Here is a 17,532-nt window from a genome sequence, read left to right on the forward strand (position 1 = left end):
GCACAGGCTATCGTCCAACCCCGGCATTGGGCAGAATCGGCCAATGTCGAACGCCCTTCATGAATCATCGCAGGCCTCGGTCAGCGCCAGTCTGACCCAGGCTGTGCTGCACGCAGCCAGTCTCCTCGGCCTCGACCGTCAGGCACTGCTCAGCGTCTGTAACCTGACTGACCAGCAACTGGCTGCCCCCCTTCAGCGTCCAGCAGACCCTCTGGCACGTGCTGGACTCGCGCCTGCAGCACCCGGAACCCGGCCTGCTGGGTGCAGATGACCATGCCGCTGCTCGACGACTTCCGCCTGCTCGGCGCACAATTTCGTCACGCTGCACCAGCCGGCCTTGCGCCCTGTCAGAACGTGTTCGCCTGCCCACTGCAGTTCGCCAGCGACGACTAGGGTCTGTTGCCGTTTCGACGCGAGCCGCGTTGCTGCGCGAAACGGCAACAGACCCTACGCCAAAGCCCTGCCCCGGACCCTGGGTCAGGCGCCCCTGATCCAGGCCAACCCGCCGCTGCAGCAACTGCTGCGCCAGCATGCCGAAACCCTGCTCGCCCGCCTACCAGTGTCAGCCTCAGTGCGCGGGTCATCGGCCTGCTCGGCGAGCAACTGGCACACGGCGGCCCCGCCACCTGAGTCCGAGAGCCCGGCATGGCCCCCTTCGCCGCCATGGCCGCCCCGCCTACTACGAGGTGATCTTCACCTCGACGCTGAACGCCGATGATCGGGGCTACGCCGCCATCGCCGCGCGCATGGTCGAACTGGCCGCCGAGCAGCCCGGCTTTCTCGGTCTCGAAGCGCCCCGCGACGGCCTCGGCATCACCGTGTCCTACTGGCGCAACCTGCACGCCATCGCCGCCTGGAAGGCCAACGCCGAACACCGCGAAGCCCAGCGCCTGGGCCACGAGCGCTGGTGCGGCGGCTTTCGCCTGCGCATCGCCAAAGTCGAACGCGACTACGGCATGGACTGACACTGATCAATATTTTCGCGGTGTGCGCGCACTAGCATTAATGGCCATTCGCTATATAACGGCCATCGCCATGCCTCAGACCCATCTGCTGCTCAGCCTGCCGGATACGGAATCGTGCCAACGGGTAACGCATCTGCTGCGCAGCCAGGCTCCGCACTGCCAGATCATCGACAGCCTCGATGATTGTCGTCATCGCCCCCTGTGCCGCTGGTTGCAGTGTTTGCCGGCGCACAGCCTGGGCGAAGTGCAGGCGCGCCTGGACGAGGCCGTGCTTGTGCTGGAACGCAGCCGCCATGCCTTCAAGTCCGCGCAACTGGCCGAGCTGCGCAAACAACTGAGCCGCCTGCTGGAGGAGTTGTCCGAGCCCGACAATTAAGGTAGAACCTAGCCGCAGTAGGTTCCGCTCCCCGAGCGGAGACCGGCTTTGCCGGGCAGGACACAGGACCTGCAAGACAGAGCGCCGTAGGCCGCCATCTTCGAACGAGGGCGGCCTACGGCGCTTTTTTTTGCGCCGAAGAAACGCAGGAGGCTGACATGGGTAACGAACAGGAATTCCTAGAACTGCTCCAACACATCGCCCCGGATCCCGAGGAACTGCTCCAGCGCCTGCGCTTTCTCGACTGGGGCCAGGCCGACAACGAGCGCCTGGCGCGCCACACCCAGCGCGTGGAACCCATCACCCAGGCCTTTATCGACGAACTCTACGAACGGCTCGCCGACTATCCCGCCCCGGCGGCCATCCTCGGCAACCCTGCCACCACGGCGCGTCTCAAGCACAGCCAGGCCGACTACTACCGACGCCTGTGGCAGGGCCGCCCGGACCAGGACTACGTGCTCGAACGCCTGCGCATCGGTTGGGTGCACCAGCGTGTCGGCGTCGACCTCAAATGGTACCTGGGCGCCTACCGCCTGTACCTGGACCGAGTGCTCGGCGAACTGCTCGGCGCCTCGCCGGCCGCCGACTGCTTCGCCAGCCTGGTCAAGAAGGTCTTCCTCGATATCGACCTGGCCCTGGAAAGCTATGGAGCGGCCCAGCGCAAGGCCCTGCAGGACAGCGAGGCGCGCTACGCGCGGGCCATGCGCGGGGCCAACGACGGCCTGTGGGAATGGCAGCTGGAACAGGACCAGCTGTACCTCTCCGAACGCTGGACGAGCATGCTCGGCCTCGATCGCGACAGCCTGGCGCCCACCAGCCAGAGCTGGTTCGGCCGCGTGCATGGCGACGACCTGCCCGGCCTGCGCCAGGCCATCGACAATCACCTGCGTGGCCTCAGCCCCAGCCTGCACCACGAATACCGCATCCGCCGCCGCGACGGCAGCTACCTGTGGGTGCTGGTACGCGGCGTGGCGAACACCTGCAGCCGCGGTCTGCGCCGTATCGCCGGCTCGCAGAGCGATATCAGCCAGCGCCGCGCCGCCCAGGAACAGCTGCACCACGCCGCCCGCCACGACCCGCTGACCGGGCTGGCCAATCGCGCCCGCCTCGGCGAGCTGCTGCAACAGGCCGTGCAGCGCCACCAGCGCCCCGGGGCGCGCGAGGCCGCCCTGCTGTTCATCGACCTAGACCGCTTCAAGCTGATCAACGACAGCCTCGGCCATCAGGTCGGCGACCGCGTGCTGGTGGAGGTCGCCGAACGCTTCGCCCACTGCCTGCGTCCCGGCGACCACCTGGCCCGCTTCGGCGGCGACGAGTTCGTCGCCCTGCTCGATGACCTGGCCTGCATGGGCGACGCCGAGCGGGTCGCCCAGCGCATGCTGGACAGCCTGCACCCGCCGCTGCAGCTGCAGGAGCAGACCCTGGCGGTCAGCGCCAGCATCGGCATCGCCGCGCTACAAGAACGCGACCAGACGCTCGACCCGCTGCAGGCCGCCGACCTGGCCCTGTACCGTGCCAAGAGCGCGGGCAAGGCGCAGTTCGCCCGCTACTGCGCCGAGTTGCAGCAGCAGGCGCAGCGCCAGCTGGAACTGCAGAACGCCCTGGCCCAGGCGCTGGTTCGCGACGAACTGCGCCTGGTCTACCAGCCGATCTGCGAGCTCGATCAGGGCCAGGTGGGCCTGATGGGCGTGGAGGCCCTGTTGCGCTGGCGACACGACGGACGCGAGGTGTCGCCGCTGGAGTTCATTCCCTGTCTGGAGGAATCCGGCGAGATTCTCGCCGTCGGCGACTGGGTGTTGCGTCAGGCCTGCAGTCAGGTGCGCGCCTGGCAATTGGCCGGGCAGACACAGCTGCGCTGCTCGGTAAACCTGTCCAGCCGCCAGCTGCAGCAAGGCGATTTCGCCGCCCGGGTCGCCGACGTGCTGCGCGAAACCGGCCTGGGGCCGGCGAGCCTGGTGCTGGAGATCACCGAGAGCCAGCTGATGCAGGACAGCGCGCAGAACCTCGCCTGCCTGCGCGAACTGGCCAGCTTCGGCGTGCAACTGGCCCTCGACGACTTCGGCACCGGCTACTCCTCACTGGGCTACCTCAAGCGCTTCCCCCTGCACATCATCAAGGTGGACAAGAGCTTCATCGCCGGCACCCCGCAGGACGCCGAGGCGCTGGCCATCAGCCGGGCGATCATCGGCCTCGGCGATAGCCTGGGGCTGACCGTGGTGGCCGAGGGCGTCGAACAGGTGCAGCAGCTCGAGTTCCTCGCCCGGGAAGGTTGCCGCTACGCCCAGGGCTACTGGTTCAGTCCACCACGCGCACCACAAGAACTGCAGCGCCTGCTCAGTGGCGAGGACCGCTTCGACGGCCTCTGCTGCCCACTAGACAGCCAGACCGAGGCCCGGGAGGTACAGCCATGAAGCTCAACCTGCCCGTCAGCGGACGCCAGGTGCCGGTGCAGGCGCAGACCAACATCCTCTCCACCACCGACCTCAAGGGCGCGCTGACCTACGTCAACCCGGAGTTCATCGACATCAGCGGCTTCGCCGAGGACGAACTGATCGGCCGCAATCACAACCTGGTGCGCCACCCGGACATGCCGCCGGCCGCCTTCGCCCACCTGTGGCAGACCCTGAAGGCGGGGCGCTCGTGGATGGGGCTGGTGAAGAACCGCTGCAAGAACGGCGACCATTACTGGGTCAGCGCTTACGTCACGCCCATGCGCCAGGACGGGCGCATCGTCGAATACCAGTCGGTGCGCACCGCCGCCAGCGAGGCGCAGATCGCCGCCGCCGAGGCGCTCTATGCCGAGCTGCGCGCCGGCCGCACACCGCGGGCACTGCGCCGGCCACGCCTGAGCCTGAGTCTGCGCCTGGTGCTCAGCGCCATCGTCCTGCCGCCAGCGGCCGCGCTGCTGCTGAGCGCCAGCCTGGGTCTGCCGCCGTTGCCGCTGCTGGCAGGTGCCGGTGCGCTTGGCCTGCTGCTAGGGCTGATCAACCATCTGGCCCTGCGTCCGCTGGAGCGCCTGGCGACCCAGGCTCGCCAGCAGGCCGACAACCCGCTCAGCCAGTGGCTATACACCGGTCGCCGCGACGCCTTCGGCACCATCGCCTTCGCCCTGCACAGCCTGCAGGCCGAAGCCGGCGCCGTGGTCGGGCGTATCGCCGACTCGGCGCGCCAGCTCAGCGGCGAGGCTGGGCAACTGGCCAACGCGGTGGAACATCACAACAGCGCCACCCTGCAACAACGCCAGGAGACCGAGCAGGTCGCCAGCGCCATGGGGCAGATGGCGGTCAGCGTCCAGGAGGTGGCACGCAACGCTCAACTCAGCGCCAGCGCGGCCAGCGCCGCCGACCAGGAAAGCAGCGACGGCCGCCAGTTGGTCGAAAGCACCCGGCAACATATCGCCGCCCTGGCCGAAGAGCTGCAGGCCGGCCACGTTCTGGTGCAACAGCTGGCCGACAGCAGCCGCGATATCGGCCGGGTGCTCACAGTGATCGGCGACATCGCCGAGCGCACCAACCTGCTGGCGCTCAATGCCGCCATCGAAGCCGCGCGCGCCGGCGAAACGGGCCGCGGCTTCGCCGTGGTAGCCGATGAGGTGCGCGCCCTGGCCCAGCGCACCCAGGCCTCGACCGGCGAGATCGACGCCCTCATCGCCGGCCTGCAGGACACGGTGGCCAGCAGCGTGGCGGCCATGGGCGACAGCCAGCGGCGCGCCCAGGCCATCGCCGCCCAGGCGCACCAGGCGGCCCAGGCGCTGACCGGCATCGCCGAGCGCGTCAGCCAGATCAGCGACATGAGCATCCAGATCGCCAGCGCGGTGGAACAGCAGAGCGCCGTCGGCGACGATATCCAGCGTAACCTGCAGGGCATCCGCCAGGCCTGCGAGGGCACCGCCGAAGCCAGCGCCCGCAGCCACTGCAGCGCCGAGCAGTTGGCCGGCCTGGCCGGGCGCCTGCAATTGCTGGCGGAGCAGTTCTGGAGCCAGCGCCAGAGCCGACCGGGGTGAACACCTACACGGCCATCTGCGCGCGCAAGTGTCAGCGCATCACCCACGTCGATGATGACTATGCCTGTGCCTGGCGTGCGCTACCTGGATCCGAGGGGTTAGAGTGACCGGCCATGCAACGAGGAGAATTCCCCAATGAGCCGACTGGCCTCCATCAAACTCTCCACCCTCGACCTAGCGCCGATTCGCGACGATGGCGATGCCGCTCAGGCCCTGCACAATTCGCTGGCGCTGGCCCGACATGTCGAGAGCCTCGGCTTCGAGAGATTCTGGGTGGCCGAGCACCACAACATGGACGGCATCGCCAGCTCCGCCACCTCCGTGCTGATTGGCTATCTGGCCGCCGGCACCTCGAAAATCCGCCTGGGCGCTGGCGGCGTGATGCTGCCCAACCATGCGCCGCTGGTGATTGCCGAACAGTTCGGCACCCTCGCCACGCTCTATCCCGGTCGTATCGATCTGGGCCTGGGCCGCGCGCCCGGCGCCGATCAGTACACCGCCCATGCCCTGCGCCGCAGCCGCGATGGCAGCGCCGACGACTTCCCCAATGATGTCGAAGAACTGCAGGCCTACCTCGGCCCGCGCCAGGAAGGCCAGCGGGTGATCGCCATGCCCGGGGCGGGGACCAATGTGCCGATCTGGCTGCTCGGTTCCAGCCTGTTCAGCGCCCAGCTGGCCGGCATGAAAGGTTTGCCTTATGCGTTCGCCTCGCACTTCGCACCGCGCTACATGCACGAGGCGATCCGCATCTACCGCAACCACTTCCGCCCCTCGGCGGTGCTGGACAAGCCTTATGTGATGCTTGGCGTACCGCTGCTGGCAGCCGACAGCGACGAGCAGGCGCAATACCTGGCCACCTCCGCGTTCCAACGCATCCTTGCGTTGATCCGCGGCCAGAGCCTGGTGCAGCGCAAGCCCGTACCGAGCATGGACGGCCTGTGGCTGCCGCACGAGCGTCAGGCCGTGGGCGAGTTCTTCGGCCTGGCCGCCATCGGCGGGCCGCAGACCGTGCGCCAACGCCTGGAACAGTTGCTGGAGCAAACCGAAGCGGACGAACTGATCTTCACCTGCGACATGTACGACTTCGCCGACCGCCTGCACGCCTTCGACATCCTCGCCGAGCTGCAACACGGCTAAGTGCGAACTTGTACGCGTGACTGCCCTCTGAATCAGAACAGGCCGCCAGATCGGTGGCCCCGTTCATACGGTGGAAGCGGCCAAGACCGGCTGCCCGGTATCCAAGGGACTGAACGCCACGATCACCCTGGAAGGCACACTCGAAGCCTGACCTTGCACCCGCGGCGCACCCATTGATCAGCGGGGTGCGCCGTGCGGATCAGCCCTGGCCTAGGGTCTGTTGCCGTTTCGACGCGAGCCGTGCGCGAAACGGCAACAGACCCTAGATGGCCGTCCCGCAACGCAGCACCTCGCCACGCGCCAACACGTTGCGTTGCTCGTCATATAGCCAGGCCTGCGCCTTCATCAGTTGCTGGCGCGCCTCGATGCGATAACGCTGTCCCGCCGCGAAGTCGTCATAACGCAGACGAATCTCGCAGGTCATGCGCAACGGCTCGCTCATCATGCCCAGCCCCCCGCCGCCGCGCACCTCGAACTGAAAGCGCGTTTGCAGCTCGTGCCGGCCGGGCGTCACCTGAAAGTAGCGGCCATCCGGCCAGCGCTTGCCGTCCAGGCGGTCGGCCATCAGCAAGGTATCGGCGCTGGAATACAACTCGACCCAGGCCTGCTGCGGGTCGGGCTTGGGCAGGGGGGAAGCACAGGCCCCGAGCATCATCAGGGCGGGAGCGAGAAACAGGGCGCGCATGGCGACCTCCACGGCAGGGTTCAGACACCAGCCTACATCGGGAGGCAGGCAAAACCGAGGCGCAACGGGCGTATTCGAACCAGTGGGGCTGGAGACAACCCCTGCGATCAGCTAGCGTGACGACATGCCCAACGCCTTCCCTAAAGACCTGCTGCGCCGCTACGCGGTTCCCCTGCTCGCCCTGCTGCTGGGCGGCTGCTCGACCCTCGATTACTACGCCCATCTTGGCCAGGGCCAATGGCAATTGCTGCAGGCGCGCCAGCCAGTCGAACGGCTGCTAAGCAACCCTGCGACAGACCCCGACCTGGCCAGGCGCCTGACGCTGAGCCAACAGGCGCGGGACTTTGCCAGCGCCAGCCTGCAGTTGCCAGAGAACCGCAGCTATCGCCTGTACGCCGACCTGGAGCGTCCCTTCGTGGTGTGGAATGTGTTCGCCACGCCGGAGTTCTCGCTAGACCCCGAGCTGCACTGTTTTCCCATCGCCGGTTGCGTCGCCTACCGCGGCTACTATCAACAGGGCCGAGCCCGCGGTGCTGCCGCGCTGCTGCGTCAGCAGGGCCTGGACACCTACATCGGCGGTGTCGAGGCCTATTCCACCCTGGGCTGGTTCGACGACCCGCTGCTCAACACCATGCTGCGCTGGAGCGACGAGCGTTTCATCGCGGTGATCTTCCACGAGCTGGCGCACCAGCAGTACTACCTGCCCGGCGATACCGCCTTCAACGAGTCCTTCGCCACCTTCGTCGAACGCGAGGGGCTGCGTCAGTGGCACGCGGCCCGTGGTGAAACGCCGCCGGCCAGCGACGAGCGCCAGCGCCAGCAGTTCATCGAACTGGTGCTGGCCAGCCGCGAGCGTTTGCGTCAGCTCTATGCCAGCAATCTGTCAGAAGAAGCCATGCGCGCCGCCAAGCAAACCGAGTTCGAGCGCCTGCGCCGCGACTACCGCGCCTTGCGCCAGCGCGAATGGGGCGGCCAGGGTCGTTATGACGCCTGGATCGAAAGCCCGCTGAACAACGCCAAGCTGCTGCCCTTCGGCCTCTACGACCAATGGGTGCCGGCTTTCGCGGCACTGTTCACGCGCGAGGGCCGGGATTGGCGAGCGTTCTACGCCGCCGTGGCCGCGCTCGGTCGGCTGCCGGAAGCGGATCGTCGGGCCGCGTTGGAAAGCCTGATGCAAAACGACTAGAACTGCGGGGCAAATTGCCAGTCTAACCTACTCAGGTTTCGCCCAACACCGGAGGTACAAGCGATGCAACGACTGATTCCCGCCCTGGCCCTGATGCTCCTTGCTGGCGGCGCGCTGGCCGCGCCCAAGCCCTGCGAAGAACTCAAGCAGGAAATCGAAGTGAAGATTCAGGCCAACAACGTGCCCAGCTACACCCTGGAAATCGTGCCCAACGACGAAGTTCAGGATCAGAGCATGGTTGTCGGCAGCTGCGACGGCGGCACCAAGAAGATCGTCTATCAGCGCAACGGCTGATACACCCCTGTAGGAGCGAGCTTGCTCATGAAGCTTTCGATTTCATTCGCGAGCAGAGCTCGCTCCTACAGTTTTCAGCAGATGAATGCCCGGCGCATTTCCTCCAGCGTCTCGAAATGAAAGTCCGGCGTCTCGCCGAGCAATTCCTCACGACTACCGAAGCCGTAACCGACCGCCACCGCCTGCAAACCATTGCTGCGTGCGCCGATCAGGTCATGCTTGCGGTCGCCGATCATCAGTGCCGAGCCGGGCGCCAGTCGTTCCGAGTCCAGCAGATGCGCCAACAGCTCCACCTTGTTGGTGCGGGTGCCATCCAGTTCACTGCCGTAGATGCGCTTGAAGTAGCGGTCGAAGCCGAAGTGCCGGGCGATTTCCTCGGCGAACACCGTCGGCTTGCTGGTCGCGATATAGAGCGTTCGGCCCTGCGCCACCAGCGCCTCGAGCAGAGTTTCCACGCCGTCGAATACACGATTTTCGTACAGCCCGGTCACTCGGAAGCGCTCGCGGTAGTGATTGACCGCCTGCCAGCCGGTGGCCTCATCCAGCGCGTAGGTGGCCATGAAGCACTGCAACAGGGGCGGGCCGATGAAATGCTCCAGCGCGGCCAGGTCCGGCTCATCGATGCCCAGCTTGGTCAGGGCGTACTGCACCGAACGGGTGATGCCCTCACGCGGGTCGGTCAGGGTGCCGTCGAGGTCGAAGAGAATGGTGGAGTGATGCATGGCGGGCGCCTATTCGCAATCGGAACGGCCGCGAAGGATACCCGCCTTCAGCGCCCACTTCACGCTCAGGCATGCACCCGATAACCCCAGCGCAGCCCCAGCCGAGTGAACGGCCAGAGCAGCGCCAGCTGCAGCAAAGCGAACAGCCCCAGCAACACGAGGCTACCCGCGAAACCGAACCAAAGCGCTGCCAGCACCAGGATCATGCCCAGCATCCCGCTGCAGAACCACAAGGCAAAGGTAATCAGACAGGCCAGCGCCAGCCGACCACCCTTGAACCCCAGCATCTGCGACGGCAACACCGAACGTGCGGCGAAGAAGGCGACCAGCAGGGACAAGCCGGCGCTGACCAGCCCGCTCAACCCCGCCCAGCCGTCGAGCACCTCATTTGCCATACCGCCCATCGACAGGCGTGTCACCAGTGCATTCAACTGTAGGTTGACCACCACCATGCCCAACGCAAAACACCAGGCCAGCGTGGTCGCCGACACCGGCAAGGCAGCCTCTGCCGGCCTGGCCTGGTGGCGAAACAGATGCAGCACCAGCCACAACGTCAACAACGCCTCGACGGTAAAACGCAACAGACCGACCAGCCACCACAACCCAACACTGAGCAGGCCGCCAGCGCCGTAATGATCGAAATGCTCGTAAAGCCCCATGTGCAGGTAGCTCAGGGCATACCCCAGCGCCCAGGACACCAGGAACCAGGCCACGCCATAGGCCAGCATAAGCGACGCGGATTGCGGGTAGTCCGCCAGGCCGTTGCGCTCCAGATAGACCAACGTCAACCAGTAAGCGGCCAACGCCGACAGCAGCAGGTGACTCAGCCAGAACGACACCGATTGACGCAACAAACTGACGTAGTCGACCTCATCGATCCGACCCCAGGTAATCAATGTGATGACAATGCCGATCACCCCGACCGCCAAGGCAACCCAAGCCACGTGGCGCGGCAATGCCGGCCACTCGCCCGGACTGGAATTCACTGCCGCAGCCGGCAAAGGTTCGAAGGGATTGGCTTGGCTCATGAGGTACTCCCTGTCGAGGTCTGAATCCATCGAAACGCGAGAGTACCGCCCCTCCCAGCAGGGCAATAGCTCGAGATGGCAGAACTGTGCGGTATGGCCAGACAACGGTCAGCACCTACAAGGCATGCCCATACCCATTTTTCTACGACGGACAAATCGTCTTTTAAAAATCAATGAGTTGCCGGATGACGAGAAAAAATGGTCAACCACCACCGAATCCCGCCATACCTTGAGCGATGCAAGTTTGCCGGCTATCGCGCCTACCTCACTGCCGAATAGGCAGCTCAGAAAAGAGCCAGACGGCGATGCAGGTTATCGCCAAGCCTCACTGCCGAATAGGCAGCTCAGAAAAGTTCCAACCAGGCTTCGACGAGCCTACGACACCTCACTGCCGAATAGGCAGCTCAGAAATGACCAACTCCGTCATCAAAGGCGAACAGCATCCTCACTGCCGAATAGGCAGCTCAGAAAACGTCCCACGCTTTCATCACCAGCTGGGTTTTCCTTCACTGCCGAGTAGGCAGCTCAGAAATGGTCGAATCCGCCCAGCTCTACGCCCCGCCCCTTCACTGCCGAGTAGGCAGCTCAGAAATTCATGTGCGCGGCGCGTGGCTTGATCTTCTCCTTCACTGCCGAGTAGGCAGCTCAGAAAGATCACGGCCAAACGCCCGTCGGCCACCATCAACTTCACTGCCGTGTAGGCAGCTCAGAAATGCACGCAGAGGCCGAGTCGCTGCGGACTGAGCTTCACTGCCGTATAGGCAGCCCGCCACTTGGCAGCCACAAGCAAAAGGGCTTAACTGCCAGCATTGTTTCAGGAGCCCCTCATGGACGACATCAGCCCCTCCGACCTCAAGACCATCCTCCATTCCAAACGCGCCAACCTCTACTACCTGCAGCACTGCCGGGTGCTGGTCAACGGTGGGCGGGTGGAGTACGTGACCGACGCAGGCAAGCAGTCGCTGTACTGGAATATCCCCATCGCCAACACCACCACTATCCTCCTCGGCACCGGCACCTCGATCACCCAGGCGGCGATGCGTGAGCTGGCCAAGGCCGGCGTGCTGGTGGGTTTCTGTGGCGGTGGCGGCACACCGCTGTTCTCGGCCAACGAGATGGACGTGGAGGTCGCCTGGTTCTCGCCGCAGAGCGAGTACCGCCCCACCGAGTACCTGCAGAAGTGGGTAGGGTTCTGGTTCGATGACGGCAAGCGCCTGGAGGCGGCCAAAGCCTTTCAACTGGCGCGCCTGCAACGTATCCGCCAGGGCTGGCTGCATAGCCGGCCCTTGAAGGATGCCGGCTTCCAGGTCGACGCCACTGCCCTGGAAAATGCCCTCGATGCCTCGCAGCGCGCCATCATGGCGGCACCGGATAACACCTTCCTGCTTACTGAAGAGGCCCGCCTGAGCAAGCAACTGTTCGCCCTCGCCGCCCGTGCCGTCAGCTATGGCGACTTCACCCGCGCCAAGCACGGCTCCGGCGGCGACCCGGCCAACCGTTTTCTCGACCACGGTAATTACCTGGCCTACGGCCTGGCCGCCAGCGCCACCTGGGTGCTCGGCATCCCTCATGGCCTGGCCGTGCTGCACGGCAAGACGCGGCGCGGCGGCCTGGTGTTCGACGTGGCCGACCTGGTCAAGGACGCGACCATCCTGCCGCAAGCTTTCGTCAGCGCCGTGCGCGGCGACGAGGAACAGGAGTTTCGCCAGGCCTGCATCGAAAACCTCACCCGTGGCGAGTCACTGGACTTCATGATCGACACCCTCAAGGCCGTGGCCGAGCAGGTTGGCGCATGAATGTGCTGCTGATCGCCCAGTGCGACAAACGCGCCCTGGTGGAGAGCCGGCGCATCCTCGACCAGTTCGCCGAGCGCCGCGGCGAGCGCACCTGGCAAACGCCGATCACCCAGGCCGGGCTGGATACCCTGCGCAAGCTGTTGAAGAAGAGCGCCAGGCGCAATACCGCCGTGGCCTGCCACTGGATCCGCGGCAAGGATCACAGCGAACTGCTGTGGATAGTCGGCGATGCCAGCCGCTTCAACGCTCAGGGCGCGGTGCCGACCAACAGCACCCGCCGCGACGTATTGCGCAAGGATGACGAGAACGACTGGCACAGCGCCGAGGATCTTCACCTGCTCAGCACCCTGGCCGCGCTACTGCATGATCTGGGCAAAGCCAGCCTGGCCTTCCAGAATCGCCTCAAACCTGGCGCGCCCATGGAGCGCAACCTGTATCGCCACGAATGGACATCGCTGCGTCTGTTCCAGGCCTTCGTCGGCAACGACGACGACCCGACCTGGCTGGCGCGCCTGGCCAACCCCAGCGAGCAGGATGACGCCAGCTGGTTGAGCCGCCTGCAACGCGACGGCCTCGACCCCGACTGCGACAAGCCCTTTCGCCACCTACCGCCCCTGGCCGCCGCCCTGGCCTGGCTGGTACTGACCCATCACCGCCTGCCCCTGATGCCCAGCGAGGACACGCGCCTGGGCAGCAAGATCCGCCACTTCCAGCTGGGCATGCTGAAGAACCTGCCAGGAGATATCGACGCCAGCTGGAACGAGCACTGCACCACCCAGGACAGGGCGCAGATCGAACCTTACTGGCACTTCCCCCACGGCCTGCCCGTGACCACCGAGCGCTGGCGCAAACGGGCCAGCAAGCAGGCCCAACGTCTGCTCGCCCTACTGCCACGCCGCCCACAGCGCGACTGGCTAGGCAGCCCCTACCTGATGCACCTGGCACGCCTGAACCTGATGCTCGCCGACCACCACTATTCCAGTCTCACCGGCCCAGGCCGGGTGCAGGGCGAGGCGAACTATCCGCTGTGGGCCAATACCGAGCGCAAAAGCGGCAAGTTCAACCAGGGCCTCGACGAACATCTGCTGGGGGTCGAGGCCAATGCCGGGCTGATCGGCCATCGCCTGACCGACTTCGAGCGCAGCCTGCCACGCCTGAGCCGGCACAAGGGCTTGAAGAAGCGCAGCGGCAACGAACGCTTTCGTTGGCAGGACAAGGCCTTCGACCTGGCCGCCGGCATGCGCGAACAGGCTGCTCGGCACGGTGCGTTCATCGTCAATATGGCCTCCACCGGTTGCGGCAAGACCCTGGGCAATGCACGCATCATGTATGCCCTGAGCGACCCCGAGCGCGGCATGCGCTGTGCCTTCGCCCTTGGCCTGCGCAGCCTGACCCTGCAAACCGGGCGCGCCTTCCGCCAACGCCTTCGACTGGACGAGGATGACCTGGCCATTCGCGTCGGTGGCGCGGCCAACAGTACCTTGTTCGAGCACCAGCAGGCGCTCGCCGAACGCAGCGGCTCGGCCTCCAGCCAGGCACTGTTCGAAGACGATGGTCATGTACGCTTCGACGGCAATGTGGACGCCCATCCGCTGCTCAACAAGGTGATCCACGAACCCCAGGTGCGCGCCCTGCTGATCGCGCCGGTACTGGTCTGCACCATCGACCACCTGACCCCTGCCACCGAGAGTCAGCGCGGCGGGCGACAGATAGCGCCCATGTTGCGCCTGATGAGCGGCGACCTGGTGCTCGACGAGCCGGACGATTTCGATATCGCCGACCTGCCGGCCCTGGCGCGCCTGGTGCATTGGGCCGGGCTGCTGGGCAGCCGCGTGCTACTGTCCTCGGCCACCCTGCCGCCTGCCCTGATCCAGGGTTTGTTCGAGGCCTATCGCGCCGGGCGTGTCGAGTATCAGCATCATCGTGGCGAACGCCCTGGCGAGCTGTCGGCCATCGCCTGTGCCTGGGTCGATGAACAGCGACAAAGCCGCCTGGACTGTAGCGACAGCGCCAGTTTCAGCGCCGCCCACCTGGACTTCGCCCAACGCCGCCACGCCTGGCTCGCGACGCAGCCCACGCGCCGCCAGGCGCAACTGCTGCCGCTGCGCTTTGCCAGCCAGCGCCCGGAGGAGATTCGCCAGGCTTTCGCCGAGCAGATACTGACCGCCGCCCGCAGCCTGCACGACACCAACGCCACAACCGACCCGCACAGCGGCAAGCGCGTAAGCTTCGGCATGGTACGCATGGCCAATATCGAGCCCCTGTTCGATGTGGCCCTGGCGTTGTTCCGTCTGGGTGCGGCCGCCGGCACGCGGATTCACCTGTGCGTCTACCACTCGCAATTTCCTTTGCTGCTGCGCTCGGCCATCGAGAGTCGGCTGGATGCCACCCTCAAACGTGAGCAGCCCGATGCGGTATTCGCACTGCCGGAGATTCGCCAACGCCTGGAGCGCTTCGACGAGCCGGAGCAGCTGTTTATCGTGCTCGGCTCGCCGGTCACCGAAGTGGGCCGCGACCATGATTACGACTGGGCACTGGTCGAACCCTCCTCCATGCGCTCGCTGATCCAGTTGGCCGGGCGCGTGCGGCGCCATCGCCCCGAGCCCTGGAGCACAACCAATGTGCAGATATTCGACAGCAACCTGCGCCATGCCGAACGGCGCGACCAGCCAGCTTTCTGCAAACCCGGTTTCGAGACGGAACACCCCTGGCGGCTGAACAGCCATCGTCTGGACAGGCTGCTGGAAGCCGAGCAATACCAACGGATCGACGCCCGCCCGCGCATTCTCGAACGCCCCGCGCCCCTCGATGCTAAGAACAATCTGGTCGACCTGGAACACGCCCGCCTGCAGGACTGGATGCTGCACAAGGCCGAACCACAAGCGGCCACGCTGTCACCCCGCGCCCTGCGGCGACAAAGCAGCGCATCGGGTGAAATGAATGCCCATGACGGCTGGAGCCAGCCGCTGCTACACCTCACTGCCATTGCTCAACAGCAGCAACCCTTTCGCCTCGACACCCAGCCAAAGGTCGAGCTGATCTTGCTGCCGGACGAAGACGATGAGGATTACCAGCTACACCGCATCGACCCCGGCCAGCGCCGCTACGAGCAAATCTACGTGCCGGTGGAAAACAGCCTGCACCAGCGCATCGCCGACAGCGAACTGGCCGGACCGCGCATCAGCCCCTGGGGTGCTACCGACTACCTCCAGGCCTTGTCTGAACTGGCACAGGAGCTGGACATGAGTCTGGAGGGCTGCGCCAAGCGCCTCGGCACCGTCAGTCTGCCCGAGAGCGAGCGCGGCTGGCGCTTTCACCCCGCGCTGGGCTTTGCCAAACGCAGGTGAGATTCCCCTACACCCTGCGCGGCGTGTAGCAGGGCTACAGCATCGCGGCTAAAGCCCCTCCCACAGCATTGAAGACCTGTGGGAGGGGCTTTAGCCGCGACTCCGTTGGGTAGGAACCGTGATGTCAGCAGCTAACTATCAATCCGAAAATCCCCATGCAGCGCCCGCCAGTGCTCACGCAATACGGCCTTGTGCGCCTCATGCATGGGGCTATCGCGCAGGGCTGCCGGCCATAGCGCGCGAGCCTTATCGATGGCGGCCTTGAGGTTGTAGAGAATCGGCGACTCCGGCAGATCCGCGCGCCTGGCCCAGCGCCGGAAGTGCTCGAGCGATACCTCATACCACTGCTTGGTCTGCGCCATGTTCAGCGCGTAGTGCTGCTCGGCAGGGATATAGGCCTTGGTGAAGAGGATGTCGTAGGCCGGCGACAGCACCGGGTTCACGCCATCGGGATAGAGAATGCTCCAGTTCTTCAGATGCGCATCGCCGTTGCCCAACAGGATGTTGACCTGCAAGCGCACAGCCATCTGCACCACGTCACGCTGGCCGCTGTAGGTGTTCTGATAGATCAGCCGGGCGATCTGTTCGTAACTGGCCCTCTGGTACTTGTCCGCCGCATAGGCGAACAGCACCTGGGCGAAGTCCTCGGCATGCACGCGCTTGCCCTCGGCCCGGTCGAAGCGGCGGATGCCATAGGCATAGCCTTCATCCGGCAGCTTGATCTGCGGCAGACGCTCGAGCTTGTCGAGTTCTACCAGACGGATTTCCGGTATATCCACGCCGGCCAGTGCCGCAAGGTGCATGCAGGTATATTCGTTGAGCGGTACATGATCATGCACCGTGGAGGGCGTCTTGATGATCCAGTCACCGGGCGCCGCCGTATCCCCCAATTGGTAACGGCCATCGCGCTGGTGCATGGAAAACTTCATCTGCACCCCGGCCAGGGAAAAATGCGCCACCCGGTCCACGGTAGCCACCGCCACTCGGTCGAGCCGCCCACGGTCACCGAAGGCCGCATCCGGGATAGCCTCGGCAGCAACCGGCTCGGCGATTAGCGCACCGGGCAGGTCGCCGCCCAGGTGTACCAACAGCGGGAACTCGTTGTGCTCATGGACCTTCAAGCGCTGGGCCAGCAGTTGGCGCAGCGCGCCTTCGGGCAGCAGGTTGCTCAGCAGCGGGTGCAACTGCATATTGGTCACCACCGGGAAACTCTTGCCAGCACGGGTCGCGAAAGTGGCCGGGTTGGCCAGTGACAGGGTCAGCGCGGGGCGGTTGGCATCCTCAACAAACGACGGCGCCAGCGACAACACCGTGCGGTTATGTGCATAGCCGGCCACGTAACCCACCAACTGCCCATGCAGCGTCAACCTGAGTGCCGAAACCTGCTCGCCGGCCATCAGTCGTCACCCAGGTCTTGCCAGGGGTCTTCGATAGTTTCCTTGACGCCCGCACCAGGCGCAGACGATGGCGAGCGATCCACGGCGTAGTTCTGTTGCGCCCTGGCGGGGCCGGCCTCCAGCAGTTGCTCGACCTGACGTGCCAGCTCCTTGGGGATCAGCATCAGCGTGGCGTCCAGGCCTTCGGCGATCTTGTCCAGGGTAGCCAGGCTGGGGTTACCGTCTTTCTCGATCTTGCCGTACTGCTGGCGATTCAACCCCACCCGCAACGGCATATCCGTACCTTTCAGGCCAAGCTGCAGGCGTCGACGTTTGATCTGGGTCAGCACTGTACTGCGCATGGGCTACCTCACTCGCTCTATCCAGAGTGCAGCAGATAAGGCTCTATTGGATATGAAGAGCCTTAAAAGCTTCAAAATCAACCAGAAGAATCTTATATGCTTCACTTAAAAATGAAGCTTATAAGACTCATAAAATTTAATTTGCAGCATTAATACTTCAGATGCGAATGATTGAAGCATAAAAGCTTCTTTGCGCAAATGGCTAGGCTTGAGCTGAGAGAAACGGGAGTGATGGCAAAATAGTGATTTCCGTTT

15 protein-coding genes and 1 CRISPR repeat array are annotated in these 17,532 nt (G+C 65.0%); of the genes, 10 read left to right on the forward strand and 5 right to left on the reverse strand.

Annotation, left to right across the window (positions count from 1 at the left end):
* Window positions 1–267: 267 nt before the first annotated feature.
* The 6 genes from N5J71_RS16420 (at window position 268) to N5J71_RS16445 (ending at window position 6,481) form a co-directional block, all read left to right on the forward strand.
* Window positions 268–393 carry a hypothetical protein gene (locus tag N5J71_RS16420; protein WP_255312126.1) on the forward strand — a complete coding sequence of 42 codons (126 nt, stop codon included), beginning with the start codon at window positions 268–270 and terminating at the stop codon, window positions 391–393.
* A gap of 293 nt (window positions 394–686) precedes the next feature.
* Entirely contained in the window at window positions 687–965 is a 279-nt protein-coding gene (locus N5J71_RS16425) for an antibiotic biosynthesis monooxygenase family protein (protein ID WP_242408798.1), read from the forward strand.
* A gap of 70 nt (window positions 966–1,035) precedes the next feature.
* Window positions 1,036–1,341: a hypothetical protein gene (locus N5J71_RS16430; RefSeq protein ID WP_039965426.1), complete on the forward strand. Its 306-nt coding sequence runs from the start codon at window positions 1,036–1,038 to the stop codon at window positions 1,339–1,341.
* Between the two features lie 158 nt (window positions 1,342–1,499).
* The gene (locus N5J71_RS16435; protein WP_279917239.1) at window positions 1,500–3,752 is read left to right on the forward strand and encodes a putative bifunctional diguanylate cyclase/phosphodiesterase; all 2,253 of its coding nucleotides are present in this window, start codon (window positions 1,500–1,502) and stop codon (window positions 3,750–3,752) included.
* The gene (locus tag N5J71_RS16440; RefSeq protein WP_279917240.1) at window positions 3,749–5,344 is read left to right on the forward strand and encodes a methyl-accepting chemotaxis protein; all 1,596 of its coding nucleotides are present in this window, start codon (window positions 3,749–3,751) and stop codon (window positions 5,342–5,344) included. Before N5J71_RS16435 ends, N5J71_RS16440 begins: the two co-directional genes overlap by 4 nt.
* Window positions 5,345–5,479: 135 nt before the next feature.
* Window positions 5,480–6,481, forward strand: coding sequence for an LLM class flavin-dependent oxidoreductase (locus N5J71_RS16445; protein ID WP_074855831.1), 1,002 nt, complete (start codon window positions 5,480–5,482; stop codon window positions 6,479–6,481).
* Window positions 6,482–6,743: 262 nt separating this feature from the next.
* On the opposite strand, the gene N5J71_RS16450 is transcribed toward N5J71_RS16445, so the two are convergent.
* Complete coding sequence (locus N5J71_RS16450; protein WP_004425353.1) at window positions 6,744–7,166, reverse strand: PA0061/PA0062 family lipoprotein; 423 nt, start codon at window positions 7,164–7,166, stop codon at window positions 6,744–6,746.
* Between the two features lie 124 nt (window positions 7,167–7,290).
* Between N5J71_RS16450 and N5J71_RS16455 the strand changes: the two genes are divergently transcribed.
* Complete coding sequence (locus N5J71_RS16455; protein ID WP_279917241.1) at window positions 7,291–8,352, forward strand: aminopeptidase; 1,062 nt, start codon at window positions 7,291–7,293, stop codon at window positions 8,350–8,352.
* A 63-nt stretch (window positions 8,353–8,415) separates the two neighbouring features.
* Window positions 8,416–8,646 carry a DUF1161 domain-containing protein gene (locus N5J71_RS16460; protein ID WP_013717841.1) on the forward strand — a complete coding sequence of 77 codons (231 nt, stop codon included), beginning with the start codon at window positions 8,416–8,418 and terminating at the stop codon, window positions 8,644–8,646.
* Between the two features lie 74 nt (window positions 8,647–8,720).
* Here the strand turns inward: N5J71_RS16460 and N5J71_RS16465 are convergent, their stop codons facing one another.
* Window positions 8,721–9,368, reverse strand: a complete 648-nt coding sequence (locus N5J71_RS16465) for an HAD family hydrolase (RefSeq protein WP_004425362.1) — start codon at window positions 9,366–9,368, stop codon at window positions 8,721–8,723.
* A 65-nt stretch (window positions 9,369–9,433) separates the two neighbouring features.
* The gene (locus N5J71_RS16470; RefSeq protein WP_074855824.1) at window positions 9,434–10,396 is read right to left on the reverse strand and encodes a hypothetical protein; all 963 of its coding nucleotides are present in this window, start codon (window positions 10,394–10,396) and stop codon (window positions 9,434–9,436) included.
* 263 nt (window positions 10,397–10,659) lie between these two features.
* A CRISPR array of direct repeats spans window positions 10,660–11,109; the repeat unit is 28 nt; unit sequence CCTCACTGCCGAATAGGCAGCTCAGAAA.
* Window positions 11,110–11,223: 114 nt separating this feature from the next.
* Here N5J71_RS16470 and cas1f point away from each other — a divergent pair.
* Both cas1f and cas3f read left to right on the forward strand, forming a co-directional pair.
* Window positions 11,224–12,192, forward strand: coding sequence for a type I-F CRISPR-associated endonuclease Cas1f (gene cas1f, locus N5J71_RS16475; RefSeq protein ID WP_004425364.1), 969 nt, complete (start codon window positions 11,224–11,226; stop codon window positions 12,190–12,192).
* On the forward strand, window positions 12,189–15,539 hold the full coding sequence (gene cas3f / locus N5J71_RS16480) for a type I-F CRISPR-associated helicase Cas3f (protein WP_279917242.1): 3,351 nt from the start codon (window positions 12,189–12,191) through the stop codon (window positions 15,537–15,539). Before cas1f ends, cas3f begins: the two co-directional genes overlap by 4 nt.
* A gap of 131 nt (window positions 15,540–15,670) precedes the next feature.
* On the opposite strand, the gene N5J71_RS16485 is transcribed toward cas3f, so the two are convergent.
* Complete coding sequence (locus tag N5J71_RS16485; RefSeq protein WP_279917243.1) at window positions 15,671–16,936, reverse strand: type II toxin-antitoxin system HipA family toxin; 1,266 nt, start codon at window positions 16,934–16,936, stop codon at window positions 15,671–15,673.
* Entirely contained in the window at window positions 16,936–17,277 is a 342-nt protein-coding gene (locus N5J71_RS16490; RefSeq protein WP_004425370.1) for a helix-turn-helix transcriptional regulator, read from the reverse strand. Before N5J71_RS16490 ends, N5J71_RS16485 begins: the two co-directional genes overlap by 1 nt.
* Window positions 17,278–17,532: the final 255 nt, after the last annotated feature.

Origin of the sequence: Ectopseudomonas oleovorans, from assembly GCF_029845265.1 — a bacterium.
GTDB lineage: Bacteria > Pseudomonadota > Gammaproteobacteria > Pseudomonadales > Pseudomonadaceae > Aquipseudomonas > Aquipseudomonas oleovorans.